Origin of the sequence: Microbulbifer sp. (genome assembly GCF_051659245.1) — a bacterium.
Lineage (GTDB): Bacteria > Pseudomonadota > Gammaproteobacteria > Pseudomonadales > Cellvibrionaceae > Microbulbifer.
The window spans coordinates 41,259-64,160 of the sequence record NZ_JBOFOC010000072.1 but is presented as its reverse complement, the minus strand read 5'-3'; the positions used below and the strand labels follow the sequence as shown (position 1 = coordinate 64,160).

Genomic DNA, 22,902 nt, shown 5'->3' with positions numbered 1-22,902 from the left:
TAAAAAACGGAAGGTGCGGGTAAACGACAACAATACTGGGAGAAGACAGTTGGACATCGAACGCAGCATACTCGAGGTATTTTCGGACGCCTGCGCCAGGTTCAGTGACAGGCCGGCATTTACCTGCCTGGGGCAGACACTCTCCATCGGCGATATCGACAAACTTAGCGCAAAGTTTGCCTCCTACCTGCAGAACCACACCGGCCTGGAACCCGGCGATCGCATCGCCGTGCAACTGCCCAATGTGCTGCAGTACCCGGTAGTCGTATTCGGCGCCCTGCGCGCCGGGCTGGTGGTGGTGAATACCAATCCCCTGTACACCCGGCGCGAGCTGAAGCACCAGCTCAACGACTCCGGTGCCAAGGCGCTGGTGGTGCTCGCCAATATCGCCGATACCGCCTCCCAGGTGGTTCCCGAGACCGGCGTCGAGCAGGTGATCGTCAGCGAAATCGCCGACCTGCACAGCCCGGTCAAACGGCTGCTGATCAACAGTGTCGCCAAGTACATCAAGAAAATGGTGCCGGAGTTCTCCTTTGCCAAGCAGGTGGACTTCCGAGACGCCATGGCCCTGGGCGGCAAGCAGCCACACAGCGACGTACAGCGCACACCGGACGATATCGCCGTGCTGCAGTACACCGGCGGCACCACTGGTGTGGCCAAAGGCGCCATGCTCACCAACCGCAACCTGGTGGCCAATATGGAACAGGTGCGCGAGGCCCTGGGCGACTCCATGAAAGAGGGTGCGGAACTCTATGTGGCACCGCTGCCCCTGTACCATATCTACGCCTTCACCATTCACTGCATGTGCCTGTTCGCCACCGGCAACCACTCCCTGCTGATCCCCAACCCGCGGGATATTCCGGCGTTCGTGAAGACTCTCAAGGGGCTGCGCTTTACCGGCTTTGCCGGCCTCAACACCCTGTTCAACGGCCTGATGCGCAACCCGGATTTCGCCAACCTGGATTTCAGCAAGCTGCACACCACCTGTTCCGGCGGCATGGCGCTCACCCGCGATACCGCCAACCGCTGGGAAAAAATAACCGGCTGCCCGGTGACCGAGGGCTACGGCCTGACAGAAACCTCCCCGGTGGTTTCCTTCAACCCCACCGAAGCGGTGCAGATGGGTACCGTGGGCGTTCCGGTACCGGGTACCGAGGTGAAGGTGATCGACGAAAACGGCAGCGACCTGCCCAACAACTCACCGGGTGAGTTATGCGTGCGCGGCCCGCAGGTAATGAAGGGCTACTGGCAGCGCCCCGAGGCCACGGCGGATTCCATCGATAGTGACGGCTGGCTGAGGACCGGCGATATGGCGGTGATCCAGGACGACGGCTATATCAAAATCGTCGATCGCAAGAAAGACATGATCATCGTCTCCGGCTTCAACGTCTATCCCAATGAGATCGAGGACGTGGTCAGCACCCACGACAAGGTCGCCGAGGCCGCGGCCATCGGCATCCCCGACGAAAAGAGCGGCGAACTGGTCAAACTGTTTGTGGTCAAGGCCGATCCTTCCCTCACCCAAGAGGAGGTGCTTGCCTACTGCCGGGAAAACCTGACTGCCTACAAGGTGCCCAAGCAGGTAGAGTTTCGCGAAGAACTGCCGAAGACCAATGTGGGCAAAATTCTGCGCCGGGCGCTGCGCGATGAGGAATTGAAAAAATCCGGGACGCCGGTAAGCGCCTGATTTTCGTTCTCCCGAATAAAAAAACCCGCTGGAGACAGCGGGTTTTTTGATGAAGCACTTCCCTGTGCTTCACCCTCCGGGTCAGCTAAAGACGACCCAAAGCCCCCGGCGCTTTTGTGTAAGAACCTGTTTGCGATCTATGGTGCTGCACGCCCAGCGCGGGGTCGGGAGGGGTGCCTCTTTCCGGGACACGGGCTGGCCCCCCCCCCTTTAAATACATCCCTGTACGCTCGTAATCGGCATCCCTTGCCTTATACGGTTTCGAAAAGAGGCACCCCTCCCGACCTGGAGAGTTCTTCGCGAGATTCTAAACAGCAGGACTTTATCGCCCCGAACGGCGGCCCGCAGTTTCAGCTCTCGCCGGCCATTTCCCTGTTCGTCAGCTGCGAGGACCAGGAAGAGGTGGACCGGCTTTGGGAAAAGCTCACCGAGGGCGGGGAGGAGCAGCCCTGCGGCTGGTTGACGGACAGGTTCGGTGTATCCTGGCAGATTATTCCCAAGATCCTGGGAGAGAAGCTGTTTGATCCGGACCCGGTGAAAGCGGGGAATGTGATGCAGGCGATGATACAGATGAAGAAGATCGATATCGCCGCGATTAAGAGGGCCCACGCGGGTTCCTAATACCAGCAATGTAGGAGCGGCCGCTGGCCGCGATCCTGGGAGCGCCGAGCTCCAGCTCGGCATAGCGGGCCGGAGGCCCGCTCGGGCGAACATAAGGTTCGCCCCTACGATTCCCTTCTTCTGTTTACCTATTTCCTGACTTCGGCACTGGCATCGCGAATCGCGCGGAATTCGTTGCCTTTATACCAGTTGGGCCAGTCGCGGCTGTTGGCCAGTTGCAGGCCCAGGTCCAGCCCCAGTTGCAGGTCCATGGCGGTGCCTTCCAGGTTCCAGTTGGGGTCGTACTCGTCCGCCGGCTTGTGATAGGCGTGGGCGGTGTACTGCTCGGACTGCTGCTGCGCCCACTCGCGACCGTGCTCGAAGCTGTCGCTGCCGGACTTGAAATAGAGCATGGGTACGCCCTTCTTTGCCAGGCTGAAATGATCGGAGCGGTAGAAGTAGCCGCGCTCCGGATGCTCTTCCGGCGCCAGGTAGCGGTCCTGTTGTTTGGCGGTTTTTCCCAGCATTTTTTCCAGTTCGCTGTTGCCGTAACCCACCACGATCACATCGCGCATGGGCCCCAGCACGCCCAGGGCATCGAAGTTGATACCGGCAACCGTGTTGGCCAGCGGCACTACCGGGTTGGCGGCGTAGTATTTGGAGCCCAGCAGTCCGGATTCCTCCGCGGTAACCGCGACGAACAGCAGCGAGCGGTCCGGCCTGTCTTCCTTCGCGGCGGCCTGGCGGGCCATGGCCAGCAGGCCGGCGGTGCCGGTGGCATTGTCCACCGCGCCGTTGAAAATATGGTCCTCGCCTCCGGTATTTTCATTGATGCCGAGATGATCCCAGTGGGCGGTGTAGATAATGGCTTCGTCCGGGAATTTGCCACCGGGCAGCTTGGCCACCACATTGCGGGAATCGGAAGTGCGCAGCTGGTTGTTGAGTTGCACGCTGGCGCTCAGGCCCAGGGGCTTGGCCACAAAGTCGCGGGTCTTGGCCACCTCCATCTCCCCGGCCAGATCCAGGCCCGCGGCCTTGAAGAGTTCCCCGGCGGCATCGCCGGTCATCCAGGCCTCCACCGCCACGCGGCCGGCATTTTTGTCTTCCGCGGCCAGGCTGATCTGGGCGCCGGACCAGCTGCCGCTGACCACTTCCCAGGGATAGCCGGCCGCACCGGTCTCATGAATGATGATGGCGCCGTCGGCGCCCTGGCGTGCCGCCTCCTCGAACTTGTAGCTCCAGCGGCCGTAGTAGGTCATGGCATTGCCGTTGAACACTGCCTTGTCCTGGGTGGCGTAGCCGGGGTCGTTGACCAGGATCACCGCGGTCTTGCCTTCCATGTCCAGGCCGGCGTAGTCGTTCCAGTCGTTTTCCGGGGCGACGATGCCGTAGCCGACGAATACCAGCTCGCTGTCTTCCAGCGCGGAGGACTCTGTCTGGCGCTGGGTGAAGGCGACCATATCGGTGAGCGGCTGCAGTTGTTTGTCGAAATCTTCGCCCTTGATCGTCAGCGGGGTGGATTCGATCTGCATTTCCACCACCGGCACCTGTTGGAACCAACTGGGCTTGCCCTCGGCGTCGACGGTACCGGGCTCCAGTCCCAGGGCTTCAAATTGTTCCGCCAGGTAGTTGACGGTCAGTTCCTCGCCGCGGGTGGCGGGGGCACGGCCCTCGAATTTGTCGGAGGCGAGAATTGCGATGTGCTTGTGCAGGTCCGCGGCCATTTGCGCGATCTGCGATTGGCCGGCTTTCGCCTGCTCCTGCTGTTCAGCTTGCGGTGCGGCGGTCTCAGTTTGGGAGGCGGGCGTTGCGGCTTCTTTGCCACAGGCACCCAGGCCGCCGACAATGGCTGCGGCCAGGCCCAGGCGGCGCCAGAGTTGTGGGGTCTGCATAGTGCTGTCCTGTGAATCTTATTCTGAAGCGGATTAAAGTAGCAAAAAGCACGCCGGAGGCCGAAGGATTCTGTGCTGAAATTTCTGTGTTACACAGCAGGTTTTATGGGGGTGCCTAGGGCTGTTGGAGCGGCTGCTGGCCGCGATCGGCTTCACTCCGTAGTTATGAATGGGCGACTCTGCTGCCGGAGGTAATTTGCGGGACACGCTGTGAATACATCCTTCTGGTCCAATGCCGATCGCGGCCAACGGCCGCTCCTACACAAGACAGCGCGGGCCTGCGGCCCGTTGCGGAGCTGGAGCTCCGCGGTCCCGGGTTACAGTGCCTTCAGGGTTTCGCGGATCGGGAAGAGAATATCCCGCGCCAGCTGCTGGCTGCGCGCCGGGGACCAGCCCTCAATGGGGTCGGGCAGTTCGTCGTTGTCCTTGAACGGCATTTCCAGGGTCAGCGCCAGGGTGCGGAACTGATGGCCGCACCAGTTGGTGCCGACGGTCATGTTGGCCTCCCCGGGTTTGTCCAGTTCGTAACCGCGCGCGGTCTGGAAGTCCGGGTTGATGGCGGCAAAGGTGCGCTTGAAGGTTTCCTCCAGCCTGGCGTGGCGCTCGTCATAGCCGGGGATGCCCTCGCAGGCGGCCACGAAGTTGTAGGGCAGGGCCTCGTCCCCGTGAATATCCAGGAAGATATCGCCGCCCACTTCCAGCATTCTCTCCCGCACCAGGTAGACCTCCGGGCTTCTGTCCATACTGGGCTCCAACCACTCGCGGTTGAGATTGGCGCCCACGGCATTGGTGCGCAGGTGGCCGCGCACACTGCCGTCCGGGTTCATATTGGGCACTATGTAGAAAACGGTGTCGTCGAGCAGGGTCCTCGCCGAGGGGTTGGCCGGGTCCAGTAGGGCTTCCAGAAAGCCCTCCACAAACCACTCCGCCATGGTCTCTCCGGGATGCTGGCGGGCGATCATCCATACCCGGTGCTTCGCCGTCCCGGGGTCGCCCACGGTGAGCAGGCTCATATCGCGGCCATCCAGGGTCCGGCCCAGGGTCTCCAACTGTACCCGGTCGTCCCCCTGGGCCCAGGCCAGCAGGTCCAGGTGGCGCTCCCAGGAGAAGGGGGCGAAGTAGGCCAGGTAGATGGCCGGACGGTCCAGCTCCACGGTGAAATCCAGGGTGTTGCCGTCGTACTCGGCGCCGATACGAAACCAGTTCTGGCGATCGTAGGAGGCGCACACCCGGTAGTTTTCCCAGCCTTCCGGATAAGCGGCCTTGCCGGCGTTGACGATGCGTAGGGGATAGCTCGCGCCCGCTTCGCCTTCCAGGCGGAAATGAAACCACTGGTAGAAGTCGGAATTGTTGTCCTGACGGATCGCCAGTTCGATGGGGCTGCAGTCGGTATTGACGACTTCGATATTGCCACTGTCAAAGGCGCTGGTGATATACATGTATTCACTCCGGGTTGGATAACGCGGGCAGGATACAGTGGTGCGAAGGATTTTTCAGTTATAGCGGTACAGGACGTACCGCCACAGCCGAAGACCGGACAAACAGACAAAAAATAAAGCGGGGCACCGCTCACGCGATACCCCGCTTTCGCCGTTCCATGGCGGCACCTGTTGCGACTACTGCTCCCTGAAATTTCCGGTGTCGGCCCCCGGCGACTGCTCACTGCCCGGCCTGAACACAAGTGCGCAAGATCGCACCGACAGAAATTGTGTACCGCTCCCTTACATACCGCATCAGGTGCTGTTTAAAGTTTAGGCAGCTGCGGGGCGGCTTGGTGGTGTGGGGCGTGAGGTTGGCGCAGGTTTGGTTAAGTTTTGACCATTTTGATTCGGAGGAGTTCGACTTTTTCTCTCCGGTAAATACTGACTTTGCGATCTGGGGCACATTAGGAGGGAGGGGGCGCCACTTCCGACTTTCGGGATATACCGGTAAGCTAGTGTCCTGTCTGGTATTAAATAGTGATATCAGCGGGCCGCTAAGCGGCCAGATGCAAGGCGCACTTGCGCCGGCGTAGTCATTCTACGTCAAGCAAGTGCAACGCCGCAGATGGCTGCTTAGCGGCCCGCCCGAAGGGAGCCCCCCAGATTGCCCACAGCGGCGTTGCAGCTCTTGAAAATGGAATGACCATTCCCTGCGAGCTGCGCCTAACTGTGAACAATCTGGGGGGCTCTGATACCACTATTTAATACCAGACAGGACACTGCGTATCGGTTGTACGGGCCCGTGCCCGCCATCCACGGTTGTTATTGAGAGACAGGTTATGAACAGAACACTCAAGCGCGGCGTCGCCGCCAGCTGCCTGTTGGCGCTGACCATCAACCTCACCGCCTGCGGCTACTTCCTCTATCCGGAGCGCAAGGGTCAGACCGGCGGCCGCGTGGACCCGGTAGTGGTGATCCTGGACGGCGCGGCCCTGTTGTTCGGCATACTGCCGGGCATCGTGGCCTTCGCGGTGGACTTTACCAACGGCACCATCTACCTGCCGGCCGGCGGCAGCTCCGCCATCGACCGCCACCTGAGCGCCATCGATACCGACAAGGCGAAGACGGTGATCGATCAGGACGGCCAGGTCTGGCTGCAGCTTCCGCTGGAGGAATTGTCCGCGGGAGGAGAAGATCTGCAGCAGTTGGGGGCGGCCCTGTCCAGCTACACCGGTCGTCAGGTGGCGGTGCGGGACATCGTCTGGCTGGAAGACCTGGCCGCGTTGCGTGCGGTAACCGCCGAGGCCGGTGCCACCGCCGCGCGCTGATTGGTTCGCGCTCGCAGGGGCGGCCGTTGGTCGCGGTTGGTTTGTGGGGCCGAACCACCGCGGATCGCGGCCAGCGGCCGCTCCTACAGAAGTATCAGTGGATTTCGCCAAACGCCGCTTCTCCCGAAAAATCCAGGGCGTTCGCTGATAGCCCCTTCCTATTCACCACTCATCTTAAAAGCTTTGGGTGACATCCCGGTCCAGCGCCGGAATGCTTTACCGAAGGCGCTCTCGTCGCAGTATCCCAGAGCGACTGCGATTTCCGCGTTGTTCCTGTCCCCCCGGCGCAGCCATTGGCGAGCGTAATGGCTGCGTACTTCATCCTGGAGTTTGCGGAAACTGGCCTTCTCTTCCAGCAGCTTGCGCCCCAGATGACGTGGACTGATGCACAGGCGGCTGGCCAACTGCTCGCGTGTGAGTTGGGGTTCCTGCTGCAGCAGGTGGGTCACCTGTAGTTGCAGACTTTTGCGATTGAGGGTGCTGAGCAGCGCGTCCGCCTCCGGCTTGAGGCGCTCCATCACCTGTTGGTCCGCGGCCATCAGGGGAAGCTCCAGGTCCTGCGGGCGCAGGCGGATGGCGGAGACAGGCGCATTGAACTGCACCTGGGCCTGCAACAGCTGGTGGTACTGTTGTTGCAGTGCCAGGGAGGGAGATGGATAGGCCAACTGCAGGCCCTGGGGTCGAAAGGGGCGCCCGGTCATGCTGCGGACCTGGGCCAGGCAGGCGGAGAGTACGGTTTCCACTCGCAGACGTGCGCAGCGCAGGTAGTTGGGCTGATAGCAGAGATCCACGTGATGGCCGCTGCGGCGCAGTTCGAATTGACCGCCTTCCCCCACCAGCGGGTGGTAGGTCAGCAGCTGTTCCACGGCGGCGCCCAGGGTTTTCTGAGTCATCAGCAGGTAGCCCACCAGGCCCATCTGGCTGATTTGCATGGCTCCCCCCAGCTTGATGCCGAGCAGTGGGTCCGGATAGGCCTCAGCCAGGGCTAGCCACAGCTGCTCCTGGACTCCCATGGGCACTCGCTGATGAGCGTCCATCCCGGCCAAAATAGTCTGTGCGGTCGGCGGGATGGACAGTTTAAGGCTGCGCAAAGCCACTGTGATCGCCCGGGTGTAGCTCAGTGTGACGCTTCTGGAATCGGTGGGTTTCACTGCTCCTGTCCGAAATTAACCAATGCCTGCCCCATTGTGACGATCTGCCCGGGGCTTGTCACGGTATCTTTAACCTCAATCGCCAAAGGAAGAATAAAAATGAAGCCCTACGCGGTAATCGGCGCGGGTCCCATGGGTCTTTGCGCGGTACGCAACCTGAAAAAATACGGTATTCCCTGTGTGGGTTTCGAGATCCACCGGGATGTGGGTGGCCTGTGGGATATCGACAGCCCCACCAGCACCCTATACGAATCGGCGCACCTGATTTCCTCCAAGAAGATGACCGAGTTCGCCGAATTCCCCATGGCGGAGTCGGTGGCCCAGTTCCCGCACCACCGCGAGCTGCGCGAGTACTTCCGCGCCTATGCCCGGGAATTCGGGCTCTACGAACACTATGAATTCAATACCGAGGTGGTGCACTGCGAACGGGATGGAAATGACTGGCGGGTGACCACTCGCTGCAACGGTGGCGAGCGGACGCACCTGTTTGGTGGGCTGCTAATTGCCAACGGCACACTGCACCATCCGAATGTACCGGAATTGCCGGGGCAGTTCGGCGGTGAACTGCTGCATTCCAGCGACTACCGCCACTCGCAGATTTTCGACGGCAAACGGGTGCTGCTGGTGGGCTGCGGCAACAGCGGGGCGGATATCGCCGTGGATGCGGTGCACCGGGCCGCGAGCGTGGATATCAGTCTGCGCCGGGGCTACTACTTCCTGCCCAAGTTTGTCGGCGGCAAACCTATCGACGCGCTGGGTGGCAGCATCAGGTTGCCGCGTTTTATCCAGCAGCGCTTGAGCGCCGCCCTCAGCCGCTTTGTCCTGGGCCGGCCCAATCAGTATGGGTTACCGGAGCCGGATTACAGAATGTTCGAGTCCCACCCGGTGATCAACTCCCTGATCCTGCACCATATCGGCCACGGCGATATCCGCCCCCGGGCCGATATCACTGCCATCGCAGGCAACACCGTGACCTTCGAGGACGGCGGCCGCGGCGACTACGACATGATCCTGCTCGCGACCGGCTACAAGCTGCATTATCCGTTTATTGACAGCGAGCACCTGAACAGAAAGGGTTTCGCTCCCCGACTGTATCTCAACGTATTCCACCCACAGTACGACAACCTGTTCCTGATGGGCATGGTGGAAGCGGCGGGCCTGGGCTGGGAGGGGCGCAACCGGCAGGCGGAACTGGTCGCGCTGTATATTCACCAGCTATCGGTGGGTGCGGAATCGGCGAAGCGGCTGCAGGTCGTCAAGCGCGCGCGCGCGGGCGACCGCGCCGACGGTGGCATGAACTACCTGCCGCTGGAGCGTATGGCCTACTACGTGCATAAGGAAACCTACCTCAAGGCACTGCGCGGCCACATCCGGGACTTGCAGCGGGATCTGGCCCCGCGGGATACTGCCCGTTTGCCCGAGAGTAATATGAGGACAACCTAGTGGACCAACTGGTGGCCGCTAATTTTCAGATGTCGCCCGCCACGCTGCTGGCGTTGAACGGGGTGCTGGCATTTATGATGTTCGGCGTCTCCCTGGGCCTGCGCCCGGCGGATTTCGCTGTGGTGCTGCGCCGCCCGCTGGCGCCGGTCACCGGGCTGGTGGCCCAGTTCCTGTTGCTGCCGGCGCTCACCTGCCTGGCCACCTGGCTGCTGCATATCGACTCCCGACTGGCGCTGGGCATGATTCTGGTGTCCTGCTGCCCCGGCGGCACCTTCTCCAATGTCATGACCTGGCTGGGCCGCGCCAATGTGGCTACCTCCGTAAGCATGACGGCGGTCTCCAGCCTGGCCGCGGTGGTCCTGACTCCGCTCAATTTCGCCCTCTATGCCAGTCTCAATCCCTATACCCGGGAAGCCCTGCAGGCAATTGCACTACCGGCGGAGAACGTGGTGCTGCTGGTGGTACTGGTCCTGGCGCTGCCCATGTTCTCGGGCATGGTGATCGGGGCCCGTTTTCCCGCTTTTGCCCGTAACAGCGAGGGCTGGTTTCGCGGTGCTTCGCTGCTGGTATTCTTTCTGTTTGTGGCGATTTCCGTCGCCAAACACTGGCAGACCGCCGTACAGCTGGCCGGTGCGGTGCTGACGCTGGTGATCGCGCACAATGCGCTGGCATTTGCCATCGGACATCTCAGTGGCCGCCTGATGCGCCTGCCGGTTGCCGACCGGCGGGCGGTGACCATGGAAGTGGGTATCCAGAATTCCGGTTTGGCGTTGGCGATTTTGTTCACCTTTTATCCCTCCGCTGGGGAGATGCTGGTGGTGGCCGGTTTCTGGGGCGTGTGGCACCTGGTGGCCGGGCTAAGCCTGGCGGGTTGCTGGAACTTTTACAGTAGGAGCGGCGGCCCCGGGAACACCGGGTTCCAGCTCGGCAAAACGGCCGCAGGCCGGCCGTTATCCAGAGCAGCGGCTCCTGCGCTGGAGGGCAAATCGCAGTGAGTGAAAAACGCGTATTGATCACCGGCGCTTGCGGTTATGTGGGGCATCAGCTGGGGCAGCTGCTGGCAAGGGAAATGCCGGTAGTGGGGGTGGATATCGTCCAGCGCCCCTCGTCCTTTCCGGTTTTCACCCTGGATATTTGCGATCCCGTACTGGTTGAATTGCTGCGCGCGGAGCAGATCACCCATGTAGTGCATCTCGCCTCGGTCACGGCATCGGCCCGCAATCGGGAGCTGGAGTACCGCATCGACGTGCAGGGTACGCGCAACCTGCTCGAGGCCTGTGTTCGCGCCGGGGTGGAACACATCACCGTTACCAGCAGCGGCGCCGCCTACGGCTATCACGCCGACAGCCCCGAGTGGCTGCGGGAGGAGCATCCGCTGCGCGGAAACCCAGAGTTTGCCTATTCCGACCACAAGCGCCGGGTGGAGGAAATACTGGCGGAATATCGCCAGCAATACCCCGGTTTAAAGCAACTGGTTTTTCGCCCCTGTTCCATCGTCGGCGCCGGTACCAATAACAAAATCGGTCAGCTGTTTTCCGGGCGCGCGATCCTCGACCCCGGCGGGCACAACTCGCCGTTCGTATTTATCTGGGACGAGGATGTGGTGCGCGCAATCCGATACGGCGTGCAGCAGGGCGCCCGTGGTATTTATAACCTGGCTGGTGACGGCGCGCTGGCGCCGGAACAGATCGCCGCACTGCTGGGCAAGCCGCTGCGCAGACCGCCGGTATGGCTGGTGAAAATGCTTCTGGGGATCGGCTATTTGCTGCATCTGACCGACAAACACCCCGGACAGGTGATTTTCCTGCAGTACCGGCCGGTGCTCTGCAATCGCCGCCTGAAAGAGGAGTTTGGTTTTGTTCCGAGCAAAACTTCCCAGGAGGCCTTCGAATATTTCGCCCGCGAGGCACTAAAGCTCGAATTGCGGGCACAAGCAGCAGAAGGTGCGGTGTGAGTGAAAAAGTCTTTGTAGTGACCGGCGCCGCCGGCGGTCTGGGCTGGGCCATCGTGGAAGCGCTGGCGGCCCGGCAAAGTGCGCGCTTTGCTCTGGTGGATGTAAACGGCCCGGCGCTGGAAGAGCGCGCAGCGCAGCTGCACGGGCGCGGAATTGCCGTGGACACTTTTACCGCCGATCTCGCCAGCGAGACGGCGGTTGCCGGACTGGTGGCGGAGCTGCTCTCCTGCTACGAGCGTATAGATCTTCTGGTCAACAATGCCGGCATCACCCATCGCAGCCTGTCCACCCAAACCAGCAATGCGGTGATCCGCCGGGTGATGGCGGTGGACTACCACGCGCCAGTGGAACTGGCCCAGGGGCTGCTGCCCCAGCTGCGCGCCGCCGGCGGCTGCGTGGTAAATATCAGTTCCATGGCGGGATGGATGCCGGTTCTCGGCCGCGCCGGGTACTGTGCGGCGAAAAGTGCGCTGCACCAGTATTTCGAAACTTTCCGCGAAGAGGTGCGTGACGAAGGCGTACGGGTGCTGATGGTCTATCCGAGCTTTGTAGCCACCGATATCGAAAGCAATGCCCTGTCCGGCGACGGCGGCCGCGCGCGCCATAAGCGGAGTACCGTCGGGCGGGTGCGCTCCGCCGGGTGGATGGCGGAGAGGATAGTAAGCGCGCTGGAAGCAGGCCGGGAGAGGTTGTTCGCACGGGACAAATCACTGCTCGGCGCCTATCTGTATAAGCTGGCGCCGGGGCTGTTTATGAGACAGATGGTTAAAAAATTCCGCATCGAACTGGAAGTTGGCAAAGCCTGGCACTGAGGAACTAAGTTCCAGTGTTTGCGGGCCTTGTAATAGGCACTGGTATCCCGGAAGCTGAGCAGGTCCCACGTTTGTGCAGCCGGAAGATGCCGGTTGCCGTCAGTAAAGAATTACTTTTTACGGGGGGGGAATGGGAGCATGAGGATAACTGGGAAGATACTCCTGATACTGATTTTTTCGATAAATCTCAGCGCGTGTCTGTCGATGGCGGCGGGTATGAAGGCGGAACCCAGAGTTACCGAAGTACGTCCGGAATTGATTCGCCTGGAGAAGATCCAGCTGGGAGAGCGTTATCTGCTGATTCAGGCGATGGCCACGGCAGAGGAAATGCCCGAGAGGACTTTCCAGTTTACATCCTGCCTGGACAGGCTGAGGTTTTCTCCCGGAGGAGCGTGGGACATTGTCGATATGACCTCGCCCTCGTTCCAGTGTCCGGATGTGCTGGAAGCCGCCTCGCCCCTGCCTGTCGCATCGGGCGTCGATGGCTGTGTCCTGATCCGTGTCGCTGAAACTGAAATCGGCTATTCCTGCCCCGAGCCGATATTTCGCTCCGGTGCCGGCCCCGCGCGCATTGACCTGCGTTCGTCCGGTACTCAGACCGTCACTCGCGAGGGCAACCCGCTGTATTACGGCCTGCTGCCGATCACGGTGCCCGTCGATGTGGTGACTTTTCCCGTGCAATGGGGCCTGTTCGTCTACTACCTGAACAAATCAACGATCAACAAGGAGAAGAATAATGATTAAATTTTTCGGGATATCGATACTGATTGTCCTGCTCACTGCCTGTGGCAGCGCGCAGGTCGAGAGTGGCAAAACCGCCCTTCAATCCACGGCCCCAGCCAAAAACCTGCAATTGTATGAAGGCGAAGCGCGCGCGCCGGAGGAGGTGGCCCGGGTGATCACTGCGCAATCCGCAAAGGATTACCTGTACTTTATCGGCCTCGATGGCCAGCAAATCCCCAACAACAGCCTGATCGACGGCCCTCGGGAGATCGCCGTGCTGCCAGGCAGGCATGTGCTGCGTCTGCGTTTCGTCTCACCGGGCGAGATTGCGATTCCGCTCAAGCCCCTTCCCCCGGTCACGTTGGAGGCGGGCAAGGTGTATATCGTCAAGGCTTCCATGACCCCCGGCCAGGGAGGGTACCCGCAAAGTATCATGACCACTTCGATCGAGGCCTGGTTGCAGGAAGTGGACAGCGACGCGAAGCTGGCGGCGGTTACCACCAACGGCACGGGCAGGTAGGAAGTCGGGCCCCGGTTAAATCCGGGGCTTGCCTAATCCAGCACCATCGGCACTACGCTGGCCGCCAGCAACAGGCCCATGGTCAGATTGAAGCGGCGCAGGTGCCTTGGCTCTGTCAACAGCCGTTTCAGTCCCACACCGAACAGCAGCCACACCACGATACACGGCCCGCCAATGGCGATAAACGCCAGCGCGATACGTGCTATCTCGGCCCACATCTCCCCGTTGGGGCTGGTAAAGGCCGCCAGTGCCCCGACAGCCATAATCCACCCCTTGGGGTTTACCCACTGGAAAGCCGCCGCCTGCAAAAAGGTAAACGGCTTTTGGGTGTCGGCCGATCCCACCTCCCGGGTGTTGGCGATCACCCAGGCCAGGTACAGCAGGTAGGCGATGCCTACCCAGCGAATCACCTCGTGCAACAGTGGGAACTGGCTGAACAGAGTGCCGAGCCCGAGGCCGATGGCCACGATCATCGCCGGAAAGCCCAGGCAGATACCCAGCACGTGGGGCAGGGAGCGGCTGACCCCGTAATTGAGCCCGGAGGACATTATCATCAGGTTATTGGGGCCCGGGGTGATGCTGGTGGAAAAGGTAAACAACACTATCGGGAGCAGGGTTTCTAGCACTGGAGCCTCGGGAGTCGGTGCAATCTGGCCGTGATAAGATGCGGGCAAATCCGGAGAATCACAAGTGCAACTGATCGACAGCCACTGCCATTTCGACTTCGACGTCTTTGACCCGGACCGCGCCCAGGTGTGGCAACAGTGCCGCGAGGCCGGTGTGGAGCGGTTGATCATTCCCGGTGTCAGTAAACCCCGCTGGCCCGGCCTGTTTGATCTGGTCAATAGAGAGCCCGCCTGGTATGCGGCGGTGGGGCTGCACCCCTGGTGGGTGGCGGAATCGGAAACCGAGCCGGCGGAATTGCAGCGGGATATCGCCGAGCAGCTACAGGCCAACCCCTGCGTGGCGATTGGCGAGTGCGGCCTGGACGGGGCCATAGCGATTCCATTGGAAGAACAGGAATCGCATTTTCGCGTCCAGCTGGCACTGGCCGAAGAGCTGGAATTGCCACTGATAGTGCATGCCTGCCGGTGTCACGGCGAGATGCTGCGCCTGCTGAAAGAATACCGCCCCGGACGCGGCGGGGTGATTCACGCCTTCAGCGGCAGCGAGGAGATAGCGAGGGAATACTGGAAGCTGGGGTTTTACCTGGGCGCGGGCGGCACCATCACCTACGGGCGCGCCGCCAAGACCCGCCGCGCCTTCGCCGCCATGCCACTCGAATCGCTGCTGTTGGAGAGTGATGCACCGGATATGCCTGTACAGGGCCGCCAAGGGCAGCGCAACAGCCCGGAATACCTGCCGCTGATTGCCGAGGAACTGGCGGAGCTGCGCGGTATATCCGTCGAGGAAATCGCCGCGCAGACCCGCCGCAACACCGAGCATTTGTTCTCTCTATGAGTTTTTCCGCAGAAGAGTTCAAACAGCAGTTTCCGCTTTTTGCCCAGGCGGAAAACAGAGGGCTTGTCTACCTGGACAACGCCGCCACCACGCAGAAGCCGCAGGCGGTGATCGACGCGGTGCGGGACTTTTACCTGCACAGCAACGCCAACACCCACAGGTCCAGCCACCGCCTCGCGCGCCGCGCCACGGAAATGGTGGAGGAAACGCGCCGCAGGGCGGCGCGTTTCCTGAATGCCGCCAACGAGCGGGAAGTCATCTTTGCCCGCGGTGCCACCGAGGCGCTGAACCTGCTGGCGTACAGCCTGTGCAGTGAACTGCAGCGGGGAGATGAGATTGTCCTGTCCACCGCCGAGCACCACGCCAATATCGTGCCCTGGCAAATGGCGGCGCAGCACCGGGGGTTGACTCTGCGCTACGTGCCGCACACTGCCGGTGTTCCCCAGTTCGACCGCCTGGAAGAAGTGCTGGGCGGGCGCACAAAAATCGTCTCCCTGACCGGCGGTTCCAACGCCCTGGGCCTGCGCCCGGACCTCGCGGATATCGCCCGACAATTGCGCGGGCGGGATCTCTTCTGGATCGTGGATGCCGCGCAACTGGCGGCGCACGAAACGGTGGATGTACAGCGGATCGGCTGCGACTTCCTGGTGTGTTCCGCGCACAAGTTCTACGGTCCCTCGGGCATCGGCCTGCTATGGGGCCGCGAGGCGCTGCTGAAAGCCATGCCGCCCTGGCAGGGCGGTGGCGAGATGATCGCGGAGGTGGATCTCTACTCGAGTACCTATGCGGAATTGCCGCACAAATTCGAAGCGGGCACCTCGCCGCTGGCGGCGATTGCCGGTCTCGGTGCCGCGCTGGATTTTCTCGCCGATTGGGATCGGGCTGCCATGGCGAAACATGAACAGCAACTATTACACCAACTGCACGGGGAAATTGCCTCGCTGCCGGGCCTGCGCCTATACAGCCAGCCGCAGCACAACCTGGGAATACTCGCCTTCGCGCCGGTAAGCGGCACCGCCGCCGATCTGATGCACTGGCTGGACGAAAAGGATATTGCCGTGCGTGTAGGGCACCACTGTGCCCAGCCGCTGCTGCGTGCCGCCGGTGAAACCGCAACGGTGCGGGCCTCCCTGGCCGCATACAATACCGAGGCGGATGTGGTGGCCTTTGTGGATGCGCTGCGGGAATACTTGGCGCTGGAGAATTCGACCGACGCATTTCCCGAGGCGCCGGCGTGGCAGGTGGATGATCTCTCGGCGCTGCAGATCGAACTGCTGGCGTCCCAGCGCAACTGGCAGGATCGCTACCGCGAGCTGATGCGCTGGGGAAAGGCCATCGGCAGCAAGCCGGAGATCCGTCGGTCGCAGAACCTGGTGCGCGGCTGCGAGTCCGATGCCTGGCTGGTGCACCGGGTGGAGGAGGGACGACACTATTTCGCCCTGGACAGCGACAGTCGTGTGGTGAAGGGCCTGGGGGCGTTGCTGCTGTCTCAGGTAGACGGCGCAACCGCGGAGGAGATCCGCGCACTGGACCTGAAAAAGCTGTTTGCCGAACTGGGCCTGGCCAGGCACCTCAGCCAGTCGCGCAGCAACGGTTTCTACGCACTGTTGCGTCAGGTGACGGCGCAGGTTGAGGGCGCCGGCTGATCCGGAAATCGGCCGGTGCTTCCCGCCCTGCTTCTACAGCTGTTCCTGTATCAATCCCACCACAGCCCCAGGGACTGGTGCTGCTTAAGCCAGCGGGCGAGGAGCTTGCGGCCGAAGTCGTCGGTCATTCCTTTTTCTCCCCGCATTGTTGTTTTCGGGGATTTTGGCATGACGCGGCGCGGGTGTCGAAAGTCCGGAGTTACCGCCAGCTGCATCCGGAGTCGGGTGTCCCGGTGACAACGGTTGCATAGTGGTAGGCGTAGTCGCCGTCGATCGGCTGGGTGTCTTCGCGGCCCGCTTCCGGGCCGATAATATAGGTCTCGGCTCTGGGCAGGCCGGCGTCGGCATAGGCGGCGATATCGGTATCCGCATTGCCGTAGGCGCGGACAATATCCAGTTCCACATCCTCCAGCAGATAGCGGATGTAGGCCGTCTTGTATTCCTGGGTTTGCGGGGCTGCGGGGTTTTCCGCGTTGCTGTCAGTGCGCAGATGCCAGTCGAACAAGCCTTTGCTGTTGAACCAGTTGCGGGTGGTGCTGGCCATCCAGTACTGGCGGCCGGTGAGGTAGATGATCTGGTAACCCTTTTCGATATAGTCCCACACCACCTCGGCGGCGTAGCCGTGCATCTCTGCGGTGTCGGTGCCCAGGTAATCGCCGATGGCTTCGAAGTCGTTCAGGGTGAGGGTGCCGTCGATGTCGAATAGCACGGCCTTGCGGTTGGGTTGGACAACGGTGAGGTAGCCAGAAGCTGTCGAATGATCCCCTTCCACAACCATTCGCACCTCATAGTCGCCTTCCGGTTTGGCGATCTCCAGATGAATTTTTCCATCGCTGTCGGTGCGATACTCGCCGAGATATTCCCAGTCTTCCATACCGGTGCCGTAGAGGTAGACGTGAACATCTTCAAACTCAAGGTCTTTATGGAAGATACTGGAGTAGTCAAACTTGCCGGTGAATGTTGCAGGTGTGCCGGCTTTGACAATCTGGTCGTGCACCATATGAAAGGGGCGATGCAGGGAGGAGAGCAGCTGGTTCGACCAGTTGTGAAAAGATTGCTGTTCGGGTTTCTGCAGCAGTGGAGGATTGAGAACCCGGTCATAGTCCGGGCAGTAGTCGGCGGAGGTGTGAAAACTGAAAGTTGCCGCGAGTATACCGCCGGCGGATACAAGCCATTTGTCCATTGTCATTTTCCTTGTCGTGTCCATTTTGAATGTTGTTGAAACTGCATTTCACCACGCCGGCTACACCAATGGCGTGATATCGAGCAATTTTTCACATAAAAACATTAAATTTTTATTAATTGACAGTTTGCTATTCCCTAGTTCAAGACAATTCTTTTGCGACCAGAAACGGCCGCGCCTGCCGGTAAGGGTTTCAACCCGAACAGTGGACGCAGAATCGCGAACCTGCGAATTAAAAATTCGTGCAGCAACAGGCACCCAGCTATGGTCGCTATTAATACGAGGATTGGCTCCAGCACCGGGCCCAGCGACCATCGCGCCAGCTGGTATCCGGCGATTACGGTGATCGTCTGGTGCAGTATGTACCAGGGGTACACCGCCTCGTTGGCGTAGGGCAGCCAGCGGAATGGCCGATTCAGGCAGTGGTGCGCCCAGGCGAGTACCGCCAGTATCCAGCACCAGCGGTTCAGGTAGACCGCGGTCCCATACCCCAGTTGTTGCACCGGCGACAGGTCCTCCGGCGACAATCTCTCCAAGGCGAGAAACACCGCGAAACAGGCCGGGGCGAGCCACAGCAGCGGGCCGCGCAATTTCCCCAGGGTCCGCCAGAGCGCGGTGTTGCCGGCCAGCAGGTAGCCGTAGACAAAAAAAGTGAAGAATTGCGCGTGGCCGTACCAGTCGTCCAGCAGTGCGTGGTTGGAGCCGCCGAAGCGTGGGAACAGGGTGAAGCCGTACACCAGCATCGGCAGTACAGGCAGGGCGATCAGGCCGTAGCCGTTGACGCTGGACAGCAGCCGCTGCAATGTCGCTTCGCGCTGGCGCAGCCAAATTGCGGCCGGGATCAGGGCCAGGGTGTAGCACAGGAGGTAGGGCAGGTACCACAAATGGTTCCAGGTGATGCCGGCGAAGTCGCTGCCGGGAAAGGCGCCATCCGGCCACGGCTGGAAAGTGAAATACTGTTTCAGGAAGGCCGGATAGCCCAGCTGAGTCGCGCCGTTGGTCAGGGCCTCCAGGTAGGCCTGGGGTGGAACCACCACCAGCATGCCGAAGGCCAGTGGCAGCAGCAGTCGCACCAGTCTGCTGCGGGCAAACTCCGCGGCTCCCGATTTTCGGAACATGAACCAGGTGGCTGTGCCGGAAATCAGGAAGAGCAGAGGCATGCGCCACTGGTTGACCAGCAGCATCAGCAGTTGCAGCGTGTCGCTTTGATATCGGCTCTTGATATGCCAGCCCCAGTCCGCCACATAGAACATTCCGACGTGGTAGAGAATCAGCAGGGCGAAGGCCAGCACCCGGATGGCGTCGATGTCGTAGCGGCGGGTACTGGTTTCCAGAGTAGGTTGCATGTGATGGCTCCGGTTGGATTTATCGTCATGCTGCCGCCGGAGCGGGCCCTTCGCCAGCGCCCGGGGGCGAATTGCGGGGCATTGGGGGCGAACGGCAGAATAGAGGGGCGGACGGCGGCATTCTCGCCGCGCGTTTTGGGTAGAATACGGGGAAGAGGAGTTTGAAATGACGTTGCAGAGCTATCTTTCCCGGCGCAGGGTGTTCGAGGTCGGATTCTGGGGGCTGTTTTTCCTGGTGCAGTGGATGGCGCAGAGCGCCGTGGTGCTGATGGAGAACGCCCGCCTGAATCTCGGGTTCGCGCCCTGGATGCCGTTGCTGTGGGAGGGCAGCAGCCTGGCCGTGCAGGCGGCGCTACTCCCCGTGGTGTTGCACTGGGACAGCCGCTTTCCGATTCGCACCGGCGGTCTGAAACGCGGCCTCGCCATCCATGCACTGCTGACTGTTCCCTGGTCGCTGATCCACGTGCTGGGGATGGTGGCGATTCGCGAGTTGGCCTACGGCCTGCAGGACAGTAGCTACGACTTCGGCCACTGGCCCAGTGAATTGTTTTACGAATACCTGAAAGACTTCCGCGCTTACGCCGGCTATCTATCGTTGATTTACCTGTACCGTTTTATCCTGCTGCGCCTGCAGGGCGAGGCCAGCCTGCTGGGCCGGCCGGACGAGGGCGAACCGGTGGAGTCGGTGGAGAGGCCAGAGCGGCTGCTGGTGAAAAAGTTCGGCAAGGAGTTTCTGGTCAATGTGAAGGACATTGAGTGGGCGGAGGTGGCGGGCAATTATGTCAACCTGCATGTGGGCAACCGCATCTACCCGCTGCGGGATACGCTGAGCAATCTCTACCGGCGCCTCGACCCGGACAAGTTTGTGCGAGTGCACCGTTCCTACCTGGTCAACCTGGACTCGGTGGCCGAAATCGAACCGCTGGAGACCGGTGATGCGCGAATCCATTTGACCAGCCGCATTCAGGTGCCGGTCAGCCGGCGCTACCGGGAGTCGCTGAGAAATTGCCTGGCCTGAGCCGGATATTGCAGAGCGCCGCTCAAATCAATCCCGGTTTTGGGCTTGAAGCAATCGTTCGATACCTCGCGCCGCGGCCACAAAACCGAAGGTCCCCGTGACCATGGTGGCGGCGCCGAAGCCGCCGCTGCAATCCAGTTTGACTCCGTCCTGCATGGCGCTCTTCTGTCGGCACACTTCGCCTCCAGGCTGTGGATACACCATGGATTCATCGGAGTAGATGGCGTCCACGCCGAACTGGCGTTTGCGGGATTTCTGGAAATTGTGGAAGCGGTACAGGTGCTGGCGCACCTTGGCCAGCATGGGGTCGCTGACTGTGCGGCCCAGGTCGGCGCAGGTCACCCGGCCGGGGTCCCGTTTGCCGCCGGCGGAGCCCACGGTGACCAGGCGCAGCTTGCGGGCCTTGCAGTAGGCGATCAGGGCGGCTTTTACCCGCGCCGAGTCGATAGCGTCGATTGCGATATCGATGGGGCGCTGGTCGGGGTCGAGCAGTTGGGCCAGGTTGTCCGCGGCGATAAAGTCTTCCTCCGTGTGCACGGCGATCTCCGGGTTGATCTGCCGCAACCGCTCGGCCATTACGTCGATCTTGATTTTGCCGATGGTGTCGGCCAGCGCGTGGCTCTGGCGATTGCTGTTGGTGATGCACACGTCGTCGAGGTCGATCAGGGTGATCCGCCCTACGCCGGAGCGGGCCAGGGCCTCGGCGGTCCAGCTGCCCACTCCGCCGATACCGATTACCGCGAAGTGGGCCCGCTGTAGTTTGTTCAGGGCGCTCTCGCCGTAGAGGCGGGCGATGCCGCCGAAACGCTGCAGGTACTGATCAGTCAACATCAATCTCTTCCAAAAACCTCTGCCGCTCTTCCGGGCCCGGCAATTTGCACTCCTGCCGTTTGCCGAAGAGCCGGTAGCGGTTGCGGGCTATGCCGTCGTATACAAGATCCCGGATCGCCCGCGGTACGAAGCGCAGCCACGCCAGGTAGCACCAGGGAGCGGGCAGTTGTGCCAGTATCCGCTGGGCGGCCTCGCTTTTGTGGTAGTCCACAAGGGTGTCCCCGCGGCGCTCCAGGTAGATTATGGTTTCATAGGTGTCCAGCGGCAGGCCCAGGCGGGCCAGCAGTTGCTGCCCGGCGGGGGATTGTACCCGGCACAGGGTAAAAATGGCGTTTTTGTCCCGGTGAAGAACGAAACGGCTCCAGCCGTTGCAGAGGTTGCACTGGCTGTCGAAGAGGATGATGTTGTCCGGGAGGGCCTCTGGCATTTTCCGTCGGTTGTGTCCGGTGCAGGAGCGGCCGTCGGCCGCGATCGAATCGGGATCAAGCCGTCAACGATCGCGGCCGGCGGCCGCTCCTGCTTTTCCCGATCCCGGAGGGAAGAAAATCAGTGCACGTGGCCGTGGTCGATCTCTTCCGGGGTGGCCTCGCGCACGGAAACCACCTCGATATCGAAATGCAGCTCCACGCCGGCGAGGGGGTGATTGCCGTTGATGGTCACCTGGTCACCGTCGATATCGATGATCTCCACTTCGATGGGCTGGCCCTCGGTGCTCTGGGCGCGAAACGCCATGCCCACTTCCAGCTTGTCAACGCCACCGAAGGCGCTGCGCGGCAGGGTCTGGATCAGCTCGGGGTTTTGCGGGCCGTAGGCCTCTTCGGGGGGGACCACCGCGGTGAACTTGTCCCCGATGCTCTTGTCCAGCATCTCCTGCTCCAGACCGGGGATGATGTTACCCACGCCCTGCAGGTATTTCAGCGGTTCGCCATCGGCGGAGGAGTCGATGACGGTGCCGTCGGCATCTTTCAGGGTGTAGTGCATCTCCACTACGGAATGGTTGGCAATCTTCATGGGTAATCCTAAGAAAAGGTAGGTGGATTGAGTAGCGCTTACCGTACGCCACGGAGGATATAGGCTGTGAGTGGTCATTGTATTGAGCGACCCGCCCGGTCGCAACTAGTGTCCTGTCCCGCCTCTAATGGCGCATTCAGAGCCCCGCCCAGGTTGCCAGGGCAAGGCGCAGTCCGCCGGGAATGGGTGCCTCAAGGGCTGCAAGGTAGTATTGGCGCCTGGGCGGGACTAGCTTCGGGCAAGTCGATAAGCGGCCATATGATAGTCCTGCGCTCACGTGCCTAGCATATGGCCGCTTCTCGGCTTGCGGAATGCGCCATTAGAGGCGGGGCAGGCGAGGTCGGGAGGCCTCAGCAGGCGATGGAGAGATCCTGCTCGCAACTGAGGTACAGGTCGCCGGCGGTTTCCACCAGGTGTCTGCTCAGCTGGCAGGTGAATCCGAGTTCGATGAGCCGGGCCTCGATGAACTCCAGCAATGCCCCAAACAGGGGGGCGTCGAGTCCCTGGGCGAGGAAGCTGGCGCGGGCTGAATGTATCGGTTCCGGCTGGGCGGACAGCGCGTGGTTGAGAAACCGGGCTTGTCGGCTTTGTTGTTTCTTGTGGTCGCAGGATTCGAATCCGGAGAGGTGTCGGCCGATAGCCTGGTAAAACTCGCTGACGGTACGGTTGACAATTCGAGAGCCGCCGACCTGATCTAACAGGCTTTGCATATCGCTTCCCCCCGAGAGAAGTTAAAACTGAAAATAACTGGGACAGGTTTTTCCGCGGAGCCTGGAAAAGGCGGTAAGGGCAAGCTGGCGAATGCCGGGCTCCATGCGTTACAACGTTATGGGGGGAGCCTAAGGCATAACACCAATACTGCCAACGGCACTCCA

The 22,902-nt window shown here is 61.3% G+C and carries 22 protein-coding genes; 12 read left to right on the top strand and 10 right to left on the bottom strand.

Features of this window, described 5'->3' with window-relative positions:
• Window positions 1-49: 49 nt before the first annotated feature.
• Complete coding sequence (locus ACRC0P_RS07285) at window positions 50-1,687, top strand: AMP-binding protein (RefSeq protein WP_438629389.1); 1,638 nt, start codon at window positions 50-52, stop codon at window positions 1,685-1,687.
• A 246-nt stretch (window positions 1,688-1,933) separates the two neighbouring features.
• Complete coding sequence (locus ACRC0P_RS07280; RefSeq protein ID WP_438629387.1) at window positions 1,934-2,308, top strand: VOC family protein; 375 nt, start codon at window positions 1,934-1,936, stop codon at window positions 2,306-2,308.
• Window positions 2,309-2,436: 128 nt separating this feature from the next.
• Here ACRC0P_RS07280 and ACRC0P_RS07275 read toward each other — a convergent pair whose 3' ends face one another.
• Together ACRC0P_RS07275 and ACRC0P_RS07270 are read right to left on the bottom strand one after the other, a co-directional pair.
• Complete coding sequence (locus ACRC0P_RS07275; RefSeq protein WP_438629385.1) at window positions 2,437-4,179, bottom strand: M28 family metallopeptidase; 1,743 nt, start codon at window positions 4,177-4,179, stop codon at window positions 2,437-2,439.
• Between the two features lie 317 nt (window positions 4,180-4,496).
• Window positions 4,497-5,618: a M14 family metallopeptidase gene (locus tag ACRC0P_RS07270; RefSeq protein WP_438629383.1), complete on the bottom strand. Its 1,122-nt coding sequence runs from the start codon at window positions 5,616-5,618 to the stop codon at window positions 4,497-4,499.
• A gap of 821 nt (window positions 5,619-6,439) precedes the next feature.
• Between ACRC0P_RS07270 and ACRC0P_RS07265 the strand changes: the two genes are divergently transcribed.
• Window positions 6,440-6,928 carry a hypothetical protein gene (locus ACRC0P_RS07265; RefSeq protein ID WP_438629381.1) on the top strand — a complete coding sequence of 163 codons (489 nt, stop codon included), beginning with the start codon at window positions 6,440-6,442 and terminating at the stop codon, window positions 6,926-6,928.
• Window positions 6,929-7,086: 158 nt separating this feature from the next.
• Here the strand turns inward: ACRC0P_RS07265 and ACRC0P_RS07260 are convergent, their stop codons facing one another.
• Window positions 7,087-8,079, bottom strand: a complete 993-nt coding sequence (locus tag ACRC0P_RS07260; RefSeq protein ID WP_438629379.1) for an AraC family transcriptional regulator ligand-binding domain-containing protein — start codon at window positions 8,077-8,079, stop codon at window positions 7,087-7,089.
• Between the two features lie 99 nt (window positions 8,080-8,178).
• Between ACRC0P_RS07260 and ACRC0P_RS07255 the strand changes: the two genes are divergently transcribed.
• The 6 genes from ACRC0P_RS07255 to ACRC0P_RS07230 all read left to right on the top strand — a co-directional run bounded on the left by ACRC0P_RS07255 (window position 8,179) and on the right by ACRC0P_RS07230 (window position 13,531).
• Window positions 8,179-9,522 (top strand): flavin-containing monooxygenase, encoded by a 1,344-nt coding sequence (locus tag ACRC0P_RS07255; RefSeq protein WP_438629377.1) that lies wholly within the window; start codon window positions 8,179-8,181, stop codon window positions 9,520-9,522.
• Complete coding sequence (locus ACRC0P_RS07250) at window positions 9,522-10,517, top strand: bile acid:sodium symporter family protein (protein WP_438629375.1); 996 nt, start codon at window positions 9,522-9,524, stop codon at window positions 10,515-10,517. The genes ACRC0P_RS07255 and ACRC0P_RS07250 overlap by 1 nt, the downstream gene beginning before the upstream one ends.
• Window positions 10,514-11,476 (top strand): SDR family oxidoreductase, encoded by a 963-nt coding sequence (locus ACRC0P_RS07245; RefSeq protein ID WP_438629373.1) that lies wholly within the window; start codon window positions 10,514-10,516, stop codon window positions 11,474-11,476. The genes ACRC0P_RS07250 and ACRC0P_RS07245 overlap by 4 nt, the downstream gene beginning before the upstream one ends.
• Complete coding sequence (locus tag ACRC0P_RS07240) at window positions 11,473-12,288, top strand: SDR family NAD(P)-dependent oxidoreductase (protein ID WP_438629371.1); 816 nt, start codon at window positions 11,473-11,475, stop codon at window positions 12,286-12,288. The genes ACRC0P_RS07245 and ACRC0P_RS07240 overlap by 4 nt, the downstream gene beginning before the upstream one ends.
• A 216-nt stretch (window positions 12,289-12,504) precedes the next feature.
• Window positions 12,505-13,032: a hypothetical protein gene (locus tag ACRC0P_RS07235; protein WP_438629369.1), complete on the top strand. Its 528-nt coding sequence runs from the start codon at window positions 12,505-12,507 to the stop codon at window positions 13,030-13,032.
• The gene (locus ACRC0P_RS07230; protein ID WP_438629367.1) at window positions 13,025-13,531 is read left to right on the top strand and encodes a hypothetical protein; all 507 of its coding nucleotides are present in this window, start codon (window positions 13,025-13,027) and stop codon (window positions 13,529-13,531) included. Before ACRC0P_RS07235 ends, ACRC0P_RS07230 begins: the two co-directional genes overlap by 8 nt.
• A 32-nt stretch (window positions 13,532-13,563) precedes the next feature.
• On the opposite strand, the gene ACRC0P_RS07225 is transcribed toward ACRC0P_RS07230, so the two are convergent.
• Complete coding sequence (locus ACRC0P_RS07225) at window positions 13,564-14,157, bottom strand: LysE family translocator (protein WP_438629365.1); 594 nt, start codon at window positions 14,155-14,157, stop codon at window positions 13,564-13,566.
• Between the two features lie 64 nt (window positions 14,158-14,221).
• Here ACRC0P_RS07225 and ACRC0P_RS07220 point away from each other — a divergent pair, with 64 nt between their 5' ends.
• Entirely contained in the window at window positions 14,222-14,992 is a 771-nt protein-coding gene (locus tag ACRC0P_RS07220; protein ID WP_438629363.1) for a TatD family hydrolase, read from the top strand.
• A complete protein-coding gene (locus ACRC0P_RS07215) occupies window positions 14,989-16,638 on the top strand; it encodes an aminotransferase class V-fold PLP-dependent enzyme (protein ID WP_438629361.1) in 1,650 nt (549 codons plus the stop codon). Before ACRC0P_RS07220 ends, ACRC0P_RS07215 begins: the two co-directional genes overlap by 4 nt.
• Before the next feature lie 199 nt (window positions 16,639-16,837).
• Here the strand turns inward: ACRC0P_RS07215 and ACRC0P_RS07210 are convergent, their stop codons facing one another.
• Both ACRC0P_RS07210 and ACRC0P_RS07205 read right to left on the bottom strand, forming a co-directional pair.
• Window positions 16,838-17,821 carry a lipin/Ned1/Smp2 family protein gene (locus tag ACRC0P_RS07210; RefSeq protein ID WP_438629359.1) on the bottom strand — a complete coding sequence of 328 codons (984 nt, stop codon included), beginning with the start codon at window positions 17,819-17,821 and terminating at the stop codon, window positions 16,838-16,840.
• 137 nt (window positions 17,822-17,958) lie between these two features.
• Window positions 17,959-19,167, bottom strand: coding sequence for an acyltransferase family protein (locus ACRC0P_RS07205; RefSeq protein WP_438629357.1), 1,209 nt, complete (start codon window positions 19,165-19,167; stop codon window positions 17,959-17,961).
• 166 nt (window positions 19,168-19,333) lie between these two features.
• Here ACRC0P_RS07205 and ACRC0P_RS07200 point away from each other — a divergent pair, with 166 nt between their 5' ends.
• Complete coding sequence (locus ACRC0P_RS07200) at window positions 19,334-20,185, top strand: LytR/AlgR family response regulator transcription factor (protein WP_438629355.1); 852 nt, start codon at window positions 19,334-19,336, stop codon at window positions 20,183-20,185.
• Between the two features lie 27 nt (window positions 20,186-20,212).
• Here the strand turns inward: ACRC0P_RS07200 and tcdA are convergent, their stop codons facing one another.
• From tcdA to ACRC0P_RS07180, 4 genes are all read right to left on the bottom strand, one after another.
• Window positions 20,213-21,019 carry a tRNA cyclic N6-threonylcarbamoyladenosine(37) synthase TcdA gene (gene tcdA / locus ACRC0P_RS07195; protein ID WP_438629353.1) on the bottom strand — a complete coding sequence of 269 codons (807 nt, stop codon included), beginning with the start codon at window positions 21,017-21,019 and terminating at the stop codon, window positions 20,213-20,215.
• Window positions 21,006-21,443 (bottom strand): thiol-disulfide oxidoreductase DCC family protein, encoded by a 438-nt coding sequence (locus ACRC0P_RS07190; protein WP_438629351.1) that lies wholly within the window; start codon window positions 21,441-21,443, stop codon window positions 21,006-21,008. The genes tcdA and ACRC0P_RS07190 overlap by 14 nt, the downstream gene beginning before the upstream one ends.
• A gap of 119 nt (window positions 21,444-21,562) precedes the next feature.
• Entirely contained in the window at window positions 21,563-22,027 is a 465-nt protein-coding gene (locus tag ACRC0P_RS07185; protein WP_438629349.1) for an FKBP-type peptidyl-prolyl cis-trans isomerase, read from the bottom strand.
• 350 nt (window positions 22,028-22,377) lie between these two features.
• Window positions 22,378-22,737 (bottom strand): hypothetical protein, encoded by a 360-nt coding sequence (locus ACRC0P_RS07180; RefSeq protein ID WP_438629347.1) that lies wholly within the window; start codon window positions 22,735-22,737, stop codon window positions 22,378-22,380.
• Window positions 22,738-22,902: the final 165 nt, after the last annotated feature.